The organism is Castellaniella sp., assembly GCF_034007085.1.
In the GTDB taxonomy this organism is placed as follows: Bacteria; Pseudomonadota; Gammaproteobacteria; order Burkholderiales; family Burkholderiaceae_B; genus Castellaniella.
In genome coordinates this window covers 1-18,589 of record NZ_JAVERO010000034.1, presented here as the reverse complement: position 1 = coordinate 18,589, position 18,589 = coordinate 1, and the positions used below count along the sequence as shown (strand labels likewise).

16 protein-coding genes are annotated in these 18,589 nt (G+C 64.9%); 11 read left to right on the top strand and 5 right to left on the bottom strand.

The features are described 5' to 3' along the window. The 3 genes from RBR29_RS05105 to RBR29_RS05095 all read right to left on the bottom strand — a co-directional run. Positions 1-907 (bottom strand): HlyD family efflux transporter periplasmic adaptor subunit (locus tag RBR29_RS05105; RefSeq protein WP_320347884.1); only part of this gene is annotated, 907 nt, incomplete at its 3' end. Between the two features lie 45 nt (positions 908-952). Beyond that, positions 953-2,368: an efflux transporter outer membrane subunit gene (locus tag RBR29_RS05100; protein WP_320347883.1), complete on the bottom strand. Its 1,416-nt coding sequence runs from the start codon at positions 2,366-2,368 to the stop codon at positions 953-955. 29 nt (positions 2,369-2,397) lie between these two features. Further along, a complete protein-coding gene (locus tag RBR29_RS05095; protein ID WP_320347882.1) occupies positions 2,398-4,125 on the bottom strand; it encodes an alpha/beta fold hydrolase in 1,728 nt (575 codons plus the stop codon). Between the two features lie 126 nt (positions 4,126-4,251). On the opposite strand from RBR29_RS05095, the gene RBR29_RS05090 reads away from it, so the two are divergent. Then, entirely contained in the window at positions 4,252-4,944 is a 693-nt protein-coding gene (locus RBR29_RS05090) for a helix-turn-helix domain-containing protein (protein WP_320347881.1), read from the top strand. A 16-nt stretch (positions 4,945-4,960) separates the two neighbouring features. Here RBR29_RS05090 and RBR29_RS05085 read toward each other — a convergent pair whose 3' ends face one another. Next, positions 4,961-7,309 carry a Tex family protein gene (locus tag RBR29_RS05085; protein WP_320347880.1) on the bottom strand — a complete coding sequence of 783 codons (2,349 nt, stop codon included), beginning with the start codon at positions 7,307-7,309 and terminating at the stop codon, positions 4,961-4,963. Positions 7,310-7,425: 116 nt separating this feature from the next. On the opposite strand from RBR29_RS05085, the gene RBR29_RS05080 reads away from it, so the two are divergent. Then, positions 7,426-9,504 (top strand): ATP-dependent DNA helicase, encoded by a 2,079-nt coding sequence (locus tag RBR29_RS05080; protein ID WP_320347888.1) that lies wholly within the window; start codon positions 7,426-7,428, stop codon positions 9,502-9,504. Here the strand turns inward: RBR29_RS05080 and RBR29_RS05075 are convergent. Further along, positions 9,491-10,297 carry an outer membrane protein assembly factor BamD gene (locus RBR29_RS05075; protein WP_320347887.1) on the bottom strand — a complete coding sequence of 269 codons (807 nt, stop codon included), beginning with the start codon at positions 10,295-10,297 and terminating at the stop codon, positions 9,491-9,493. The two genes, RBR29_RS05080 and RBR29_RS05075, sit on opposite strands and share 14 nt — an antisense overlap. Positions 10,298-10,385: 88 nt before the next feature. On the opposite strand from RBR29_RS05075, the gene RBR29_RS05070 reads away from it, so the two are divergent. The 9 genes from RBR29_RS05070 (at position 10,386) to RBR29_RS05030 (ending at position 18,549) form a co-directional block, all read left to right on the top strand. After that, on the top strand, positions 10,386-11,363 hold the full coding sequence (locus RBR29_RS05070; protein ID WP_320347879.1) for an RluA family pseudouridine synthase: 978 nt from the start codon (positions 10,386-10,388) through the stop codon (positions 11,361-11,363). After that, positions 11,344-12,144, top strand: coding sequence for a peptidoglycan editing factor PgeF (pgeF, locus tag RBR29_RS05065; protein ID WP_320347878.1), 801 nt, complete (start codon positions 11,344-11,346; stop codon positions 12,142-12,144). Before RBR29_RS05070 ends, pgeF begins: the two co-directional genes overlap by 20 nt. Positions 12,145-12,252: 108 nt before the next feature. Beyond that, the gene (gene phaC / locus RBR29_RS05060; protein ID WP_320347877.1) at positions 12,253-13,875 is read left to right on the top strand and encodes a class I poly(R)-hydroxyalkanoic acid synthase; all 1,623 of its coding nucleotides are present in this window, start codon (positions 12,253-12,255) and stop codon (positions 13,873-13,875) included. 13 nt (positions 13,876-13,888) lie between these two features. Then, positions 13,889-14,626 carry a 3-ketoacyl-ACP reductase gene (locus RBR29_RS05055; RefSeq protein WP_320347876.1) on the top strand — a complete coding sequence of 246 codons (738 nt, stop codon included), beginning with the start codon at positions 13,889-13,891 and terminating at the stop codon, positions 14,624-14,626. A 2-nt stretch (positions 14,627-14,628) separates the two neighbouring features. Then, positions 14,629-15,201 carry a polyhydroxyalkanoate synthesis repressor PhaR gene (gene phaR, locus RBR29_RS05050; protein ID WP_320347875.1) on the top strand — a complete coding sequence of 191 codons (573 nt, stop codon included), beginning with the start codon at positions 14,629-14,631 and terminating at the stop codon, positions 15,199-15,201. 142 nt (positions 15,202-15,343) lie between these two features. Beyond that, a complete protein-coding gene (locus RBR29_RS05045; protein ID WP_320347874.1) occupies positions 15,344-15,880 on the top strand; it encodes an iron transporter in 537 nt (178 codons plus the stop codon). Positions 15,881-15,905: 25 nt separating this feature from the next. Then, entirely contained in the window at positions 15,906-16,253 is a 348-nt protein-coding gene (locus RBR29_RS05040) for a cupredoxin domain-containing protein (protein ID WP_320347886.1), read from the top strand. A gap of 15 nt (positions 16,254-16,268) precedes the next feature. Beyond that, positions 16,269-17,126 carry an FTR1 family protein gene (locus RBR29_RS05035; protein WP_320347873.1) on the top strand — a complete coding sequence of 286 codons (858 nt, stop codon included), beginning with the start codon at positions 16,269-16,271 and terminating at the stop codon, positions 17,124-17,126. 7 nt (positions 17,127-17,133) lie between these two features. After that, on the top strand, positions 17,134-18,549 hold the full coding sequence (locus RBR29_RS05030; protein WP_320347885.1) for a 4Fe-4S binding protein: 1,416 nt from the start codon (positions 17,134-17,136) through the stop codon (positions 18,547-18,549). Positions 18,550-18,589 lie beyond the last annotated feature (40 nt).

Genomic DNA, 18,589 nt, shown 5'->3' with positions numbered 1-18,589 from the left:
TCTCCACCGTTTTCGGGGTGAATTGCGCCTGGCTGGCCACGAAGGACACCTCGGCCGGTATCACGTATGCGGGCGCGGCGTCCAGAATGATGCGGACCTCGCTGCCCATCGCCAGGCGTCCGGCGGCGGCCTCGGGCATGAAAAAAGTCATGGAGACATCAGCCAGATCCAGCATGTTCAGGATCCGGCCACCGGCGCCCAGGACTTCGCCGGGCTGGGCCACGCGCAGTTGGATGCGGCCGTCGCGCGGGGCCTTCAGGCTGCTGTCTTTCAGGTCGGATTCGATGCGGGCCACGGTTGCAGCAGCTGCCGCCACGGCGGATTCCGCGCCGACCAGATCGGCCTTGGCCGCCGAGACACCCGCTTGCGCGGAGATGACCTGGGCCTTGGCGGCGGCCAGACCGGCTTCGGCGCTGTGCAGCCGGGCCTGGTCGTCGTCCAGTTCCTGCTGGGATGCGGCACCGCGCCGTGCGAGAGACTGTGATCGGTTCAGGCGCTGGCGGGCGGCGAACAGATCGCTTTCCCGCTGTTTGACGACCGCTTGTTGGGCGGCGACGTCGCTTTCTCGCAGCGTGACCTGTGCCCGGGCGGCCGCAACGGCATGATCGGCCTGGCGCTGCCTGGCGCTGGCTTCGTCAAGCTGGGCCTGCAGGGAATCCAGGTTCATGACGGCCAGGACCTGGCCCGCCTTGACGAAGTCGCCTTCGTCGACCAGGATCTGATCGACCCGGCCCGGCAATTTGGTGGCAATGTCGATTTCAGTGGCTTCGATGCGGCCATTGCCCTGCGCGAAACCAGGGCCAGGCCCACGATCCTGGGTGCTGCGCCAGACGCCATAGGCACCTGCCGCGACGGCGATGATCAGGATCAGGGGCAGTCGTTTCTTGATTTTTTCAGTCAGATTCATGGTGGATTCGGGAGTCGGTCAGCAATGCCGTCTTGGGGTGGCGGTTCAGGGGTCGGTGGGGACGGGGTCCATGCCGCCGCCCAAGGCGGCGAACAGGGCCACTTGGCTGGATAGCCAGGCGCTGCGGATCTGTACCAGCTGCTGCTGGGCAGTCAGCAGGTCGCGCTGGGCGTCGAGCACTTCCAGGTAGGGTGCGGCGCCGCTGTCATAGCGCAGTTGCGCCAGGGCCGCGCGCTCGGCCTGGGTTTGCGCCATGCGAGCCTGGATTTCCATTTGTGAAGCCAGCCACTGGCGCGAGGACAGGGCGTCCGAGACTTCCCGGAATGCCGTCTGGATGTCCCTTTCGTAGGTGGCTACCGCCATGTCGCGGCGGACTTCCGCGACGTCCAGATTGGCCCGCAACCGGCCAGCCGTGAAGATCGGGATTTCGATGACCGGGGTGAACAGCCAGGCACGGCTGCCGCTTTCGAACAGGCCGTCCAGTTCGGTGCTGGCGGTTCCCAGGGATGAGGTCAAGGCGATGCGCGGCAGGAACGCGGCCCGTGCGGCCCCGATCCGGGCGTGGGCTGCGCGCAGCTGGTATTCGGCGGCGCGGATGTCGGGGCGGGCCAGCAGCACATCGGCGGGCAGGCCGGGCTGCAGAGTGGCCAACGGGGTCGCATCCAGTGTGATGGCGCTGGTGGGCGGCACGTCCGGGTCGGTGCCGACCAGCAAGGCCAACGCGTGCCGGGCCGCCGCGCGCTGCTGTTCGACCTGGGCGCTGATTGCCTGGGCCTGGATCAGCAGGGTGCGGACCTGGGTGAGTTCCAGTTCCGAGGACGAGCCGATTCTGCGTCGCTGTTCGAAGATGTCCAGCGATTGCTGGCGATTGGTGACGGCGTCCCGGGCCAGGATGGCCCGCTGGTCCAGTTCGCGCAACGACAGCACGGCATCGGCCACCTGGCGAATCAGGGCGATCTGCACGCTTTGGCGGGCGGCGTCAGTCGCCAGCCATTCATCCAGGGCGGCGTCCTTCAGGTTGCGGACCCTGCCCCAAAAGTCGAGTTCCCAGTTTGTCAGGCCGACGGCGGCCTGATATTTGGACTGCACCACGGTCTGGTCCGGCAGCGGTGCGGCGATGTCGCGGGTGCGGACGCCCTGGCCCTGGACACCGATCGAGGGCAGCTGTTCCGAACGCTGGATCCGGTAGGCGGCCTCGGCCTCGCGCACGCGCAGCACGGCCAGCCGCAGATTGCGGTTGTGTTCCAGCGCCAGGCCGATCAGCCGGCGCATTTCTGCGTCCTGGAAATAGCGCGACCAATCCAGGTCGGTCAGCGCCTGGGTGGTTGAGGCATCGGTGTCGGCCGGCCAGGCGTTGGCCACCGGCAAGGGCGGGGTTTCGGTCCGGGGCGCCAGGTTGACGCAGGCCGTCAAGGCCAGCGACAGGCCGGCTGCGCCCAGGGCGCGGAAAATCGGAGTCATGTGGCTTGGCATGGGGCAGGGTTGGTGGGTCAGGTTTCCAGCACGTAGCGTCCAGGGGCGTCGCCCAGGGGCCGGAGGCCGGGGGCGCCCAGGGACGGCGGGGCAACGGGCGCGCCCGAGCGTTCCGCCAGCCATTCAGACCAGGCGGTCCACCAGGACCCCTCGTGGATGGGGGTGGATTCCATCCATGTGTCAGGGGGCAGGAAGGGATCGCCGGGCTGGCGGGTGCGGATGCGGTATTGGCGCCGAGGGTGACCGGGTTCGCTGACGATGCCGGCGTTGTGGCCGCCGCTGGTCAACACGAAACTCAGTTCACCGGGGAAGAATTGATGCAGCTTGTAGACAGAGCGCCAGGGGGCGACGTGGTCGGTGATGGTGCCTACGGCAAAGATCGGCAGGCGGATGTCGCCGATCGATACGGGGCGTCCGCCCACGGGGTAGCGCCCGGCGCTCAGGTCGTTGTTCAGGTACAGGCGCCGCAGGTACTGCGAATGCATGCGGGCCGGCATGCGGGTGGTGTCGGCGTTCCAGGCCATCAGGTCGTTGATGGGGCGTCGCTCGCCCAACAGGTATTCGTGGATGATACGCGACCAGAGCAGGTCGTAGGACCGCAGCATCTGGAATGCACCCGCCATCTGCTCGGCGCTGAAATAGCCCTGTCGTTCCATCTGGGCTTCGAGCAGGTGGACCTGGGCCTCATCGATGAACAGGCCGATTTCCCCCGGTTCGCTGAAGTCGACCTGGGCGGTGAACAGGCTGGCGCTGGCGAGTCGCGTGTCGCCGTCACGCGCCATGGCTGCCGCTGCGATCGACAGCAACGTGCCGCCCAGGCAGTAGCCGGTGGCATGGATACGGCATTCTGGTTGAACGCGTCCGATGGCGTCCAGGGCGGCGAAGAATCCATGACGCAGATAGTCGTCCATGTCCAGTTCGGCGTCCTGGTCGGTGGGGTTTTTCCAGGATATGCAGTAGACGGTGTAGCCCTGGTCAAGCAGGAAGCGGACCAGCGAGTTGTGCGGCGACAGGTCCAGAATGTAGTACTTCATGATCCAGGCTGGCACCAGCAGGATCGGCTCTGGGCGCACGGCCGCAGTCGTGGGGGCATATTGGATGAGTTCGATCAGCCGGTTGCGCAGGATGACCTTGCCCGGTGTGGCGGCCACATCGTGCCCGACGCGGAATTTGTCCGCCCCGGCGATCGGCAGACCGGCCTGGTGGCGGACGATGTCTTCCAGCAGGTAGCCGCCGCCGCGCAGCAGATTCATCCCGCGTTCCTTGAGCGTACGTTCAAGCGCGACAGGGTTCGTCCAGAGCTGGTTGCCGGGCGACATCATGTCCAGCCACTGCCGCGCCCAGAACGAAATCTGCTGCACATGGTGCGGATCGGTGCCGTGCAGGCCGGTCGTGGCTTCTTCCCACCAGGATTGGGTCAGCAGGAACCCCTGGTGCCACAGGTTGTAGGGCCAGCGGCACCAGGCGGGGTCCTTGAAGCGGCGGTCGGTTTCGGGGGGCGTGACGCAGACGCGGGATGGGTCCCCGGATGCTTTCAGGCAGTCGTACAGATAATGTGCCAGATCGAGCTGGTGCCTGGCGGCCAGGCGCAGCAGTTCGGTCCGCTTGCCAGGCGAGGCTGCCAGGTGCATGGCCCAGTCCAGCCATGCCAGACTGAGCGATGCGGGCGAGAGCGCCCCGAATGCACGCGCCTGGCTGGCATGAAAATATTGGTCGGTGATCCGGGCGGCAGCTTGAGTATCCATGGGGGGGCTGTTGGGCGGTGATGGCATGACAGTTCCTCTTAACGACTTTTTAGTCGATAATTGACATTGCGTTCATGATGCAGATCAAATGCACGTGAAAATTTTCTACTTGAAGTAATAATTGCCATGCCGAAAAAGCCGCCCTCGATTTTGCATGCGGTCGCTCAGGATCCCGGCACTGCACGCCGTGCACCCCGGAACCGGCGATTACCAGCCCATGAGCGCCGCGACCAGATCCTGGATGCAGCATTGCATGAATTTTCGGAACGGGGATTCGGCGCGGCGCGGATGGAAGACATTGCTGCCCGGGCCGGACTGTCCAAAGGGGGGCTGTATGCGCATTTCAGCAGCAAGAGCGCCGTATTCAAGGCGCTGATGCAGCGCATGCTGCTGCCCAACCTGTTGTTTGACGATCAGCAGCCTCTGGCGAATACGCGACCGTCGGGCACTGCCTTGGCGGCCCTGGTGGATGGCTTTCTGGAGGGCGCCTACGCGCGGTTGGAAGATGATCGTTTCATCCGCACCCTGCACTTGCTGATTGCCGAAGGGTCAAGATTCCCGGAGGTCATCCGGGACTGGCGTGCCGACCATGTGCGGCTGATCCAGAGTCAGCAGGCCATGGTCCAGCGCGCGGTTCAGGACGGCGTCCTGCGCGACAGCGCGCTGACCGATATGGTGCAGCTGATCCATGCGCCCATTCTGCTCGCGGCGGTGCTGAGGATACTGCAGGATGATGCGTATGCGCGTCAGGTGACCCCCAGGTTGCGGGCGACCCATCGTCGTTTGTTGATGGAACTGCTGCCGCCCGATTCGCCCTGAGGGCGGTTGGGGCGGGTCAGTTCCTGCGCAAGCGTGCGAAGGCCTCGGCCATCGCACCCTGGGGCGCAGCGGATCGGCCGGGCCGTTCGCCATGCTGTCCGGCACGCTTGCCCGACCGGCCCGTGCCGCCTGCCGCCGCGCGAGGTTCCGGATCGTCCTTGCGCATGCTCAGGGCAATGCGCTTGCGCGCCACGTCCACTTCCAGCACCCGCACCTGTACCGTCTGGCCGACTCGGACCACGTCGCGCGGGTCCTTGACGAAGCGATCGGCCAGGGCGGACACGTGCACCAGGCCGTCCTGATGCACGCCGATGTCCACGAATGCGCCGAAATTGGCGACGTTGCTGACCACGCCTTCGAGGACCATGCCGGGCGCCAGATCCTTGATGTCCTGGATGTCTTCGTTGAATTTCGCCGTCTTGAATTCCGGGCGGGGATCGCGACCCGGTTTTTCCAGTTCGGCAAAGATGTCGCGTACCGTCGGCAGGCCGAACCGCTCGTCGGTGAAATCCGCTGGGGACAGGCCTTTGAGGGAATCGGCGTGGCCCATCACTGCCGCAGCGGGTTGGCCGATTTTTTGCAGGATGCGCTCGACCACGGGGTAGGCTTCGGGGTGCACGGCCGAGGCGTCCAGGGGGTTGTCGGACTCGGGGACGCGCAGAAATCCGGCAGCCTGTTCAAAGGCCTTGGCGCCGAAGCGAGGGACATCGAGCAGGGCCTTGCGGTTACGGAACGCGCCGTTGGCCTCGCGCCACTGGACGATATTGCGCGCCAGGGACTGGTTCAGTCCGGACACGCGCGTCAGCAGCGGCGCCGAAGCCGTGTTCACGTCCACGCCGACGGCATTCACACAGTCTTCGACCACGGCGTCCAGGGAACGGGCCAGCTCGCGCTGGTTGACGTCGTGCTGGTACTGTCCCACGCCGATGGCCTTGGGTTCGATCTTGACCAATTCAGCCAGTGGATCCTGCAAGCGACGGGCGATGGAGACGGCGCCGCGCAGGCTGACGTCCAGTTCGGGGAATTCCTGGGCGGCCAGTTCAGAGGCCGAATAGACCGAGGCGCCGGCCTCGGACACGACCACATGCTCGAAGGACAGTTCTGGGTGGCGCTCGCGCAGCGTGGCGGCCAGCCGCTCGGTTTCACGCGAGGCGGTGCCGTTGCCAATGGCGATCAGGCGGATGCCGTGGCGTGCGACCAGGGTGGCCAGGGTGCGCAAGCTGCCTTCCACGTCGCGGCGTGGCTCGAAAGGGTAAATGGTGGCGGTTTCCAGCAGCTTGCCGGTGGCGTCGATGGCCGCAGCCTTGACGCCCGTGCGGATGCCGGGATCCAGTCCCAGCACGGCCTTCGGGCCGGCGGGTGCCGCCAGCAGCAGGTCCTTCAGGTTGGCGGCGAACACGCGGATGGCTTCGGCTTCGGCCGTTTCCCGCAGCCGCCCGATCAGCTCGGTTTCGAAGCTGGTCAGCAGCTTGACCCGCCAGGTCCAGCGGCAGACTTCGGCCAGCCAGTGCTGGCGGGGTGTGGCATGGGCATCGAAACGGGCGTCGATGCCCAGGATGTCAGCCGTGCGTGCCACGAAGGGGTGCGGGGTCTGGGCCTCGCGCTCGGGATCCAGACCCAGACGCAGGTCGAGGATGCCTTGCTGGCGGCCGCGCAGCAGTGCCAGGATGCGGTGCGAGGGCAGGGTCCGCAGGGTTTCGCTGAAGTCGAACCAGTCGCGGAAATTGGCGCCTTCGGTTTCCTTGCCGGCCACGACCTGAGCCGTGATCTGGCCCGTGTGCCAGAGTTCGGTGCGCAATGTGTCCAGCAGCGTGGCGTCTTCCGCGAAGCGTTCCGCCAGGATGTCGCGTGCGCCGTTCAGTGCGGCACGTGGTTCCTCGAAGCCGGCTTCCGCATTCAGGTAGGTGGCCGCCAGGGTTTCGGGGTCGGCCGATGGGTCGGCCAGCAGGGTGTCGGCCAGGGGCTCCAGGCCTGCCTCCCGGGCGATCTGGGCGCGTGTGCGCCGTTTTGGCTTGTAGGGGGCGTACAGGTCTTCCAGGCGCTGTTTGCTGTCGGCGTCAAGGATCTGCGCACGCAGCGCGTCGTCCAGCTTGCCCTGTCCGGCGATCGAATCCAGGATCGCCACGCGGCGGCTTTCCAGTTCGCGGATGTAGAGCAGGCGCACTTCCAGCTGGCGCAGCACGGTATCATCCAGCCCGCCGGTGGCTTCCTTGCGGTAGCGGGCGATGAAGGGCACGGTGGCGCCTGAATCCAGCAGGTCCACTGCCGCTGCAACCTGGGCGGGGCGGGCATCGAGTTCCGCCGTCAGCAGCCGCAGAACGCGGGCCGGGTCGACGAGATGGGTCTGGGAATCGGGAAGAGTCATGGTCATGAAGCATGATACGGGTACAAGCGGCGCATTTTGCCATACCTGATCCGCCGCCCTGGAACGCCTGGCGTATCATCCAGGGGTTGACCCGCATTCCCGCCGCTTCCCGCATCATGTTGAACGATGAGCTTGCCGAGATCTTTGGCCCCGACGGCCCGTTGGCCCGTCAGTTGCCAGGCTATGTCCCGCGTGCGGCCCAGTTGGAACTCGCGCAGGTCATCCGTACCACGCTGGATGGCGGTGGCGTGCTGATTGCCGAGGCGGGCACAGGCACGGGCAAGACCTGGGCCTATCTGGTGCCGGCCTTTCTGTCGGGCAGCAAGGTGCTGGTGTCCACCGGCACCCGGACGCTTCAGGACCAGCTGTTTCGCCGCGACATTCCGCGCTTGCGCGCCGCCCTGGCCTTGCCGGCGGATGTCGCGTTGCTCAAGGGGCGCGGCAACTATGTCTGTCATTACCATCTGGAACGCCTGGAGCAGGACGAGCGCGGCCTGAAATCACGCGACGAGATCGACCAGCTGCGCGCCATCCGCCGTTTTGCCAGGGAAAGCGACTGCGGTGATCGCGCGGACTTGCCTGCAGTGCCCGAAACCGCCGATATCTGGAGCCGGGTGACTTCGACCCGGGAAAATTGCCTGGGCCAGGATTGCCCCCATGTGCGCGACTGCTTTGTGCTCAAGGCGCGGCGCCATGCCCAGGATGCCGATGTGGTGGTGGTCAACCACGCCTTGTTCATGGCCGATCTGGCGCTGCGTGAAGAAGGCATCACCGACCTGTTGCCGGAAACGCAGCTGGTGGTCTTTGACGAGGCGCATCAGTTGCCCGATACGGCCACCCGTTTCCTGGGGCAGAGCCTGTCGCTGCATCAGATCCTGGACTGCGCTCGCCAGGCCGAGGCGGCGGGCCTGGCCCATGCCCGCGAGACCGTTCGCTGGAGCGATCTGTGCCAGGCCCTGGATGCGGCTGCGCGCGGCCTGCGTCTGGCCAGCGCGCCTGTGGGGCGGTTGCCAGGTGGCCGGGCGACCTTTGAACAGATTCCGGAAGCCGACGCCTTCGATCAGTCCCTGGACCGCCTGATGCAGGCCCTGGATGGGTTGGCGGAATCCCTGGGTACCCAGGAAGAACGCCACCCGGACCTGGCGGCTGCGGCCCGGACGGCGCGTGACCTGCGGGCCAGGCTATGGCAATGGGCGCATCCGGTTCGCGGCGGTGATGCGGTTGGGCAGGGCGCAGTCCCCGCAGACGGTGTTGCGCCTGACGGATCCGGACCGCAGGCAGGCGGTGAGGCAGATCACCAGGCCGCTGTTCGCTGGGTCGAGCACAGTGCGCATTCGGTACGGCTGCAGCGGGCGCCCTTGTCGGTGGCGCGTATTTTTTCGGGATTCCGGCGGCCGGGCCAGTCCTGGGTGCTGGCCTCGGCGACGTTGTCGGTGCGCGGGGATTTTCAGCATTTTCAGCGCCAACTGGGGCTGGGCGATGCCGAGACCCGCATCTGGGCTTCGCCTTTTGACTATCCAGCGCAAGGGTTGCTGTATGTGCCGCAGGGTCTGCCGTGGCCAAGCGATCCCGGCTTCACGGACGCGTTTGCGCGGGCCTTGCTGCCGCTGGTGGATGCGTGCGCGGGCGGGGTGCTGGTGCTGTGCACCACCCTGCGCGCGGTCGATCGGGTGGCCGATGCGTTGTTGCGCGGCATGTTGGCTTCGGACCGGCCGGTGATGCGCCAGGGGGAAGCCTCGCGCGGCGTGCTGCTGGAACGGTTCCGCGCTGCGGGCAATGCCGTGCTGGTGGGCAGCACCAGTTTTTGGGAAGGCATCGATGTGCCGGGGGATGCGCTGACCTTGGTGGCGATCGACAAGCTACCGTTCGCGCCGCCCGACGACCCGGTCCTGGAAGCGCGCCTGAACGTCTGCCGGGCCGAAGGCGGCAATCCGTTCATGGAATATCAGCTGCCGCAGGCGGCCCTGCTGCTCAAGCAGGGGGCAGGGCGGCTGATCCGGTCCGAGACCGATTGGGGAGTACTGGTGGTGGGCGATGGGCGCCTGGTGGACAAGCCCTATGGGCGGCTGCTGTGGCAGGGCTTGCCACCCTTTGCCCGGACCCGGGATGCGGGGGTGGCATTGGATTTTCTGGCAAATCCGCCTGAGTCCGCCGCTGGTTGGCTGCCCCTGGCCACAGAATCTAGAACCAGTTGATCGGATTCCAGAGATTGACCGGCTCGTCGAGGCCCTGTTTGTAGTATTTGCTGTCCGGGAAGTTCTGGTCCAGCACGCGCTTGGCGTCGTCGCGCAGTTCAGGCAGATTCAGCTTGTCGTAGCTGAGCATCATCAGGTAGAGGGCCTTTTCCGCGATGGGCACGCCTTCGAAGTCGGTGACCACGGTCTGGGCGCGGTTGGCCGCCGCGACGTAGGCCCCGCGTTCGTAGTAGTACTGGGCGATGTGGACTTCGTTTTCGGCGATGGTGTTGACCAGCCAGGCGGCGCGCTTGCGGGCATCGGGCGTGTAGCGGCTGTCGGGGTAGCGCTTGATCAGTTCGTTGAAGGCTTCGTAGGATTCGCGCAGGCCCTTGGGGTCTCGTTCGCTGGGATTCTGGCGCGTGAAGTTGGACAGGATGGCGCTGGGCGGCGTGAAGGTGATCATGCCTTTCAGGTACAGCATGTAGTCCGTGCCGGGATGGTTCGGGTACTGCTGCATGAAGCGGTCGATCGCCGCCTTGGCCTGTTCGGGTTCTTCGTCTTTCCAGTTGACGTAGGCCTGGTCGATCAGGGACTGCTGCGCATAGATGCCAAAGGGATAGCGGGCTTCCAGGGCTTCGAGATTTTTGCGGGCGTCAGACCAGTTGCCCGAACTGATGTCGGAACGGGCCTGGCTGTAGAGGCGTTCTGCGCTCCAGCCGGCGGTCGGGTCGACGTTGGTCTTGGTCGAGCTGCAGCCCGCTGCCAGGATCATGCACAGGCCAGCCAGGATCAGCCGGACAGGAGTTGACAGGGCTTTCAGGAAAACAGGGGCATGCGCGGCCACGGGGCGTCCTTGGTCAAGGTGTTAGCATTGTCGGCAGATTATATGATTTGTCGCCATGCCGTACACGGATATCGCTACCGAGGACGCTGACCCCGATGCGCCCGAGGCCTTTCGCCTGCCGCTGGACCACTTGCCGGACCGGCTGGACAAGGTCCTCGCAGGCCTGATGCCGCAGCATTCCCGCAGCCGTTTGCAGACCTGGATCGAAGGGGGCCATGTCGAGGTCGATGGGGTCGTGGGCAAGGCACGTACCCGGGTGGGGCCCGGCGCGCTCATCCGGGTCTGGCCGCAGCAGGCGCCCGAGGATCTGGCTTTCGTTCCCGAAGACGTGGCCTTTCGTGTCGTGGCCGATGCACCCGATTGGATCGTGGTGGACAAGCCCGCCGGACTGGTGACGCATCCAGGCGCAGGCAACTGGCATGGCACGCTGCTCAATGGCCTGTTGTACCGTTACCCTGAACTGGCCCGTGTGGCCCGGGCCGGCATCGTCCATCGGTTGGACAAGGATACGTCCGGGCTGCTGGTCGTGGCCCGCACGGAAACCGCCCAGACGCAACTGGTGCGCCAGTTGCAGGCCCGCACGGTCAAGCGCGAATACTGCGCATTAGTGCACGGCGCACTGTCGGGGAAGGGCACGGTGGACGCGCCGATTGGCCGCGACAGCCGGGTGCCGGTGCGCATGAGTTCGGACCGGCCGGTGGCGCCCAAGCCCGCGATCACCCATTACGAATCCCTGGGGGTGGGGCGCTGCGGTGACGTACTCCTGTCTCGGGTGCTGTGCCGCCTGGAAACGGGGCGTACGCATCAGATCCGCGTGCATATGGCCCGTTTGCGACACCCCCTGCTGGGGGACACCTTGTACGGGGGGCGCCAGCAAGCCGGCGCGGCACGCCAGATGCTGCATGCGCGCGCCCTGGGTTTCGACGATCCCGTCAGCGGGCGGCCATGCGCCTTCACGGCCGAGCCGCCAGATGATTTTCGCCGGGTGCTCGACGGCATTCTCTGGGAAAGCCATGGTGACGACCGTACTTGAACTGGCCCCGGAACTGCGGGGCGTGACAGGGGCCCCCTGGCCGGGGGTGCGGTATTTTTCGACCTGGCGTACTGGTGGCATCAGCCGGGCGCCACGCGACAGCCTGAACCTGGGCGCGCATGTGGGGGACGATCCAGAAGCCGTGCGCGAAAATCGCCGACGTGTGCAGCGTGCCCTGCCGGGGGAACCCCTCTGGCTTGATCAGGTGCATGGCACGGCCGTATTCGATGGGGATGTGGATACGCTGTCAGCGCCTTGCGCGGACGCCGCCGTGACCACCTTGCCAGATCGTCCGTTGGCCATCCTGACCGCTGACTGTCTGCCGGTCGTTCTGGCCGACGGCGCGGGTACTGTGCTGGGCGTGGCCCATGCGGGCTGGCGTGGATTGGCAGCTGGGGTACTGGAAAATACCCTCGATCTCATGCGCCGCCGGGCGCCGGCCGCCAACGGCTGGCGTGCCTGGATCGGCCCGGGTATCGGGTCTGGGGCCTTCCAGGTCGGGCCGGACGTGCGCATGGCTTTTCTGGATCGGGACCCTGAATTGGCAGAGTGTTTTGTCCTGGAACGCCAGGGCGGTGATCGCTGGCTGGCCGATTTGGCTGGCCTGGCGCGCGCCCGGCTGTCGCGTGCCGGTGTGAAACAGGTGGAATCCAGCGGGGAATGCACATGGACGCGGGCAGACCGGTATTTTTCCCATCGGCGTGACCCGGGGTCCGGCCGCCAGGCCACGCTGGCATATCTGACGAGTTCGGATGTTTCGCAAGGCGCAGGAGGCGCTTGATTTGAGCTAGCGACTTACCCGAATTGACGAGATTTGCCACAATGACAGAATAGTCAGACAAAAGGCTTCGGGTTGTTTCGAGGGCTTGGTAGTACAAGGGATGGTGGAATGACTGATCGGAATTCTTCACAAGTGCAGGCACCGTCCTGGGTCTCTCCCGTCCAGCTGGCGGCCATTCAGTCAGATTTCATCCAGGCCTGGCAATCGTTGCTGGACCGATTCCGCCAAGGGCTGCTGGCCCCGCCCGCCGACCGACGGTTTTCGTCGGATGCCTGGGCGGGCGACCCCCGGGCGCTGCTCTCGGCGCATGCCTATCTCATCGTGGCCGACACCTTGCAAAGACTGGCACAGGCCGCCGATCTCGAGGCTGCAGCGCGTGAACGCCTGAAATTCACGGTCATGCAATGGGTCGAGGCCGCAGCACCATGCAACTTTCTTGTCTCCAATCCTGACGCCTTGCAGGCAGCCGCCGACAGCGAGGGCGATTCCCTGCAGCGCGGGTTGGTGAACCTGATGCGCGATCTGGCGCGGGGCCGTATCACGCAGACCGATGAGTCCGCCTTCACGCCAGGCGAAAATCTGGCCCTGACGCCTGGGGCGGTGGTCTATGAAAATGCCCTGATGCAGCTCATCCAGTACCAGCCGCAGACACCAAAAGTCCGCCGTCGCCCTTTGCTGATGGTGCCGCCCTGCATCAACAAGTACTACATCCTGGACCTGCAACCGGCCAATTCATTGGTGCTGCATGCCGTGCAGGCCGGCTTCGAGGTCTTCATGGTGTCCTGGCGCAATCCGCTTCCGGGGGACACGGATGGCATCCAGCGCAAGACCTGGGATGACTACCTCGAAGAAGGCGTGCTGCGGGCCATCCAGGTCGCACGCGATGTGACGCGCCAGCCACAGATCAATGCCCTGGGCTTTTGCGTAGGGGGCACGCTGCTGGCCAGTGCGCTGGCCGTGGCGCGCGCTCGGGGCGAAGACCCGGTGGCCGCCTTGACCTTGCTGACCACCTTTCTTGATTTCCGTGAAACCGGTATCCTCGACGTTTTTGTCGACGAACAGCATGCGCGCGTGCGCGAACGACAGCTGGGCGCAGGCGGCCTGATGACGGCAGGCGAACTGGCCACCACGTTTTCGTTCCTGCGGCCCGCAGAACTGGTATGGAATTACGTTGGCTCCAACTACCTGATGGGCGAATCGCCGCGTCCTTTCGATCTGCTGGCCTGGAACGCCGATGGCACCAACCTGCCGGGACCGTTCTTCACTTGGTATTTCCGCAACACCTACCTGGAAAACCGTCTGAAGACCGGGCAGTTGCGCATGTGCGGCACAGCCGCCGACCTGCAGGCCCTGGACATGCCGGCCTATCTGTACGCCTCGCGGGAAGATCACATCGTGCCCTGGACTTCGGCCTATGCCTCGACGCGCTTGCTGCGCGGGCCGCTGCGGTTCGTGCTGGGCGAATCCGGCCATATCGCCGGGGTCGTCAACCCTCCGGCACGCGGTCGCCGAGGTTATTGGGCCTGTGGCCAGGATGCCGCTTTGCCAAGCGACCCGCACGTGTGGCTGGACCAGGCGGAGCATGCCAAGGGCAGCTGGTGGCCCGATTGGCTCGATTGGCTGGCCCAGCATTCCGGGGATTGGAAAGCGATCCGGCGCGGCCTGGGCAATCGCAAGTATCCTGTCATAGAACCCGCCCCTGGGCGCTATGTCAAAGTCAAAGCAGTCTGAAAAGGAGAACACCATGAGCGGCAAACTGGCTTATGTGACAGGGGGCATGGGCGGTATCGGCACATCGATCTGCCAGCGCCTCGCAAAGGAAGGCTTCACGGTGGTGGCTGGTTGCGGTCCGAGCCGGGATTACACCAAGTGGCTGGACGAGCAGGCCGCCCTGGGCTACAAGTTCAACGCCTCGGTCGGTAATGTGTCCGACTGGGATTCCACGGTCGAGGCCTTCGTCAAGGTCAAGGAACAGTTCGGTCCGGTCGACGTTCTGGTGAACAATGCGGGGATCACCCGGGACGGCGTGTTTCGCAAGATGAGCCAGGAAGACTGGCGCGCCGTCATCGACACCAATCTCAACAGCCTGTTCAACGTGACCAAGCAGGTCATCGACGACATGGTGGATCGCCAGTGGGGGCGGATCATCAACATCAGTTCGGTCAATGGCCAGAAGGGCCAGTTCGGCCAGACCAACTATTCCACGGCCAAGGCCGGCATTCATGGCTTCACCATGGCCCTGGCCCAGGAAGTCGCCAGCAAGGGCGTCACCGTGAACACGGTTTCGCCGGGCTACATCGGGACCGACATGGTGCGCGCCATCCGCCCCGACGTGCTGGAAAAGATCGTTGCCACCATCCCGGTCAAAAGACTGGGCACGCCAGAGGAAATCGGCTCCATCATCGCCTGGCTGGCATCCGATGATTCAGGCTTTGCCACCGGGGCGGATTTTTCGCTGAACGGTGGCCTGCACATGGGCTGATCATGACTCGGAACACCACTGCACCCAAGGCAGAGCGGCTGATCAAGAAATATCCCAATCGCCGCCTCTACGATACCCAGTCCAGCGCCTACATCACGCTGGCCGACATCAAGCAGCTCGTCCTGGGCAACGAGGTCTTCAAGGTCGTCGATGCCAAGACTGGCGATGACCTGACCCGCAGCATTCTGCTGCAGATCATCCTCGAAGAAGAATCCGGTGGCGTGCCCATGTTCTCGGCCGAGTCGCTGGCGCAGATCATCCGGTTCTATGGCCATGCCATGCAAGGCGTGATGGGCACGTTCCTGGAAAAGAACATCCAGATACTGATGGATATCCAGGACCGCATGGCCGAGCAGTCCCAGGGCCTGTATCAGCAGCACTTCGGCCCCGAGGCCTGGGCCCAGCTGATGAGCCTGCAGACCCCGGCCCTGCAGAACATGATGAACAACTACATCGAACAAAGCCGCAGCCTGTTCGTCCAGATGCAGGATCAGATGCAGGACCAGACGCGTTCCATGTTTTCGGCCTTCCCTTTCCCCGGATCCCCCCCCGAAAAGGGACACAAGAAAAAATGATCGCGCATGCAAAGCGCCGGCCCTCGGGCCGGCGCTTTGCCGTTTCTGGCCTGGCTCCGGTCCATCCGTGTTTGGTGCTATATTACTCAGGTAACGAGAATCATTATCCTTACAATAAACTGACTGACACGGAGAGCGTCACATGGTGAGCAAATTGTGCATTGCGCTGGCTGGCATCGGCCTGGCTTCTTCTGCCCTGGCTGCTGAATATCCTATCGGCGAACCCAGCGAGATCAACGGGCTGGAAGTTGCGGCAGTCTACCTGCAGCCGGTCGAAATGGAACCAGAGGGCATGATGCGCGCCGCCAAGGAATCCGACATTCACCTGGAAGCCGACATCCACGCCACAGCCGACAACAAGAATGGTCTGCCCGAAGGGGCCTGGGCGCCGTACCTGAATATCCAGTACGTGCTGCAGAAGCAGGGCAGCGACAAGGTCATGAAGGGCGACCTGATGCCCATGGTGGCCAATGACGGCCCGCACTATGGTGACAACGTCAAGCTCGAAGGCCCGGGAAAATATCATCTGACCTTCATCATCGGCTCACCCGAAACGGCGCACAACAATCACTTTGGCCGCCATGTGGACAAGGAAACCGGTGTGGCCCCGTGGTTCGAGACTTTCGAAGTCAAGTACGAGTTCGTGTACGCTGGCACCGGCAAAAAGGGCGGCTATTGATCGCCGGGAGAACTTCATGACGCGCATGCGCATCTGGATTGCGCTGGTGGCCCTGGCCTGGGCGGGTGGCTTGGCACCGATGGCGGCGGCCGGCGCCGCCGACCTGCCGGTCTACACACTGACCTTCAAGGCCGACGGCACCTTCGAGCCGGCCCGCCTGGAAGTGCCGGCAGGCCGTTTCAAGATCATTCTTGTCAACGAAAGCACCGAAGCGGTCGAATTCGAAAGCCTGCCGTTGCGCAAGGAAAAAGTCCTGGGGCCTGGGGTCACCTCGTTCGTGGTGCTGTCCCTGTCGCGGCCAGGCGAGTATCCTTTTTTCGATGATTTTCATCCCCAGGTGAAAGGCACCCTGGTGGTGCTGCCCAAACCCTGACCTTAGCATCGCATCATGGAACAAGTTGCATTCATCGTCTGGCGGGAAAGTGTCGAGGCCCTGCTGGTCGTCGGAATTCTGTATTCCTGGCTGCACGCTTCGCCCGAAGGCCGGCGCGGGCTGCCCTGGCTGTGGGGCGGTGTGGGCGCCGGCTTGCTGCTGGCCGGTGCGCTGGCTCTGGTGCTGCTGGGGGTGTCCGCCTGGCTGTCCGACGAGGGGCAGGAATGGTTCCAGGCCCTGATGGCGCTGGCGGCCTGCGGGCTGGTGGTCCAGATGGTCGTCTGGATGCGTGTCCATGGGCGGGGCCTGAAACGGGAATTGGAATCCGGCGCATCCGAGCAGATCGGCAGCCGCCATTGGTGGGGGTTGCTCGCGCTGGTCATGATTGCCGTGGCGCGTGAAGGCAGCGAGACCGTGGTCTTTCTGTATGGTTCCGTCCTGTCTTCGCAGGCGTCGGGCGGTATCGGTGTTTTGGCGCTGGCTGGTCTGGGTGGTTTCGCCGCAGCGCTGCTGACTTTCTGGCTGTTGCAACTGGGTGGACGGATCATCACCTGGCGGCGCTTTTTCAGGCTGACGGAAATCCTGCTGCTGTTGCTCGCCGGTGCCTTGCTGGTGTCGGCCACGGACCGCTTGATTTCCCTGGGTGTGCTGCCGACCCTGATGGACCCGGTGTGGGATAGTGCCGGGCTGCTGGGGACCGAAGACGGATTGGGCAAGATCCTGGCCGATTTTGCCGGTTATCGCGCCTATCCCGCCTTGTCCCAGCTGCTGATCTGGCTGGCCTACTGGGGCATCGTGGCGTGGTTGCTGCGCCGCGCTTCGGACGGGACGGTGCCGGTCTCGACCAACCGCGCCAAGGCAACCATGGCATAGTGGCATGATGTTGTCGCAATCGTTTCGTACCGCTGCCGCGCACACAGGGGATTTTCTGCGCGATCATCAACCCGCGATCCGGCGGATGCAGTGGTGCATCGTTGCCGTCTACATCGCCTTGCTGGCGATTCCGGCGGCCATGCCGCTGCCGGGCCGTACCGCATCCATTTTCAACAACCTCACCATTCTGGCCCAGTTCGTTTTCTGGGGCATCTGGTGGCCGTTCGTGCTGGTGTCCATCCCCCTGTTCGGACGCGCCTGGTGTGGCCTGTTCTGTCCCGAGGGCACGCTGACCGAATGGGCCAGTCGGCATGGGCGCGGCCGGTCCATCCCGCGCTGGATGCGCTGGGGCGGCTGGCCTTTCGTGGCCTTCAGCCTGACCACGATCTATGGCCAACTGGTCAGTGTCTACCAGTATCCTTGGGCGGTTGCCGCCGTGCTGGGCGGCTCATCCGTGGCGGCCATGGTCGTCGGCTGGCTCTACGGGCGGGACAAGCGCGTCTGGTGCAGGTACCTGTGTCCGGTCAACGGAGTGTTCAATCTGCTGGCCAGGCTCGCTCCCTGGCATTACCGGGTGGATGCCGCCGCCTGGCGCGCCCCCGTGCGGCGGACCGAATCCATCAACTGTGCGCCCCTGCTGCCCCTGCGCAATATGCAGGGTGCAGCCGAATGCCATATGTGCGGGCGTTGCAGCGACTACCGGGGCGCCATCGCCCTGACCCCCCGCTCGCCCGAGACCGAGATCGTCCGCGTGGCGGCGGGCAGCGGCTGGCAGACGGCGTTGATCGTTTTCGGCCTGATGGGGCTGGCGGTGGGCGCTTTCCTGTGGAGCGCCAGCCCCTGGTTCGTGTCGATCAAGCAGTCCGCCGCAGCCTGGCTGGTGGCGCGGGACATCTACTGGCCGTTGGCGGATAATGCCCCCTGGTTCATCCTGACCCATTATCCGGATGTCAATGACAGCTTCAGCTGGCTGGATGGCGCCGTCATCCTGCTGTTCATTGGCGGCGCGGCCGTCGTCGTGGGCGGTGCTGTGTTCTGTGGCCTGTGGCTGGCGGACCGCCTGCTGCCCACAGTAGAGGCGCCAGGGGTGCGGGATGCGGGCGGGCAACTGTTGCGCAGCCGCCTGGCAGGCGTACACAAGCTCGCCCAGGGCCTGATTCCGGCGGCGGGCGTGGGGGTGTTCCTGGGGCTGTCGGCCACCACGCTGACCCTGCTGCAACACGAGGGCGTGCCTACGGGTTGGGCGAATGCCGTGCGTTTCACCTTGCTCGCACTCGCGCTTGCCTGGAGTCTGCGCTTTGAATGGCGGCTGGCCGGCCTGCGCACGCTCCAGCCGCTGCGCAGACTGGGGGCTGTTGCGCTGGTGGCGGGGGGGCTGCTGCCATTCTCCTGGGCTTGGGTCCTGTTCTTCGTGCGTTGGTGACGGGCGCGCCCACCTGTGGATTCGGGTGGTCTGCTGCGGT